This is a genomic window from Aeromicrobium sp. PFPM2_SD2 (assembly GCF_057364525.1).
Map to the genome: position 1 here is coordinate 1 of NZ_JBNFNZ010000633.1, position 1,046 is coordinate 1,046.

The window sequence follows — 1,046 nt, forward strand, 5'->3', positions numbered from 1 at the left end:
CGGGTGTCGCTGGCCGCCGCGCTGCTGGGCGAGCCGGAGCTGCTGCTGCTCGACGAGCCCACCGTCGGCCTGGACCCGGTGCTGCGCCGCGACCTGTGGGCGCTGTTCGGCCGTCTGGCCGCCGAGGGACGCACGCTCCTGGTCTCCAGCCACGTCATGGACGAGGCCGCCCGCTGCGACCGCGTCCTGCTGATGCGCGAGGGCCGGCTCGTCGCCGACGACACCCCGCGGGGCTGCGCAGCCGGGCCGGCACCGACGACCTCGAGCAGGCGTTCCTCGCCATCGCCGAGCGGGAGGCCGTGGCATGACCCGCACGCTCGCCACCGCCCGCCGGGTCCTGCAGCAGCTCGCGCACGACCGGCGCAGCGTCGTGCTCGTGGTCGCGCTGCCGTCGCTGCTGCTGGCCATCTTCCGGTACGTCTACGACGACTCCCCCGCCGTCTTCGACCGCGTCGGGCCCCAGATGCTCGGGCTGTTCCCGTTCGTCGTCATGTTCCTGCTGACGTCCGTGACCATGGTGCGCGAGCGCACGTCCGGGACGCTGGAGCGCCTGCTCACCACGCCGTTGCGCAAGGGCGAGCTGGTGGCGGGGTACGCGATCGCGCTCGGCCTGGCGGCCGTGGTGCAGGCGCTCGTCGCGACCGCCGTCGGGCTGTGGCTGCTCGACCTGGACGCCGACCGCCCCTGGGCCATGGCCCTGCTGGCCGTGGTCGACGGCGTGCTCGGCACCGCGCTCGGGCTGCTGATGTCGGCCTTCGCGGTCACCGAGTTCCAAGCGGTGCAGTTCATGCCGCTCGTGGTCGTCCCGCAGATCCTGCTGTGCGGCCTGCTGCAGCCCCGCGAGCAGATGCCACGGGCGCTGGAGCTGGTCTCGGACGTGCTGCCGATGAGCTACGCGACGGACGCCTTCTCCCTGCTCGCCGGCGGCGGCAGCCTGGGGGCCGACCTCGGGGTGGACGTGGGCGTGCTCCTGGGCTGCTGCGTCGTGGCGCTCGCCCTCGCCGGGGTCAGCATGCGGCGGCGCACCCGTGACGGCGCGGCCCGGT

General features: G+C 74.5%; 1 protein-coding gene. It reads left to right on the plus strand.

Annotation, left to right across the window (positions count from 1 at the left end; genetic code table 11):
• Nucleotides 1-304: 304 nt before the first annotated feature.
• Nucleotides 305-1,046 (plus strand): ABC transporter permease (locus AC2W7G_RS17050; protein ID WP_485869487.1); only part of this gene is annotated, 742 nt, incomplete at its 3' end.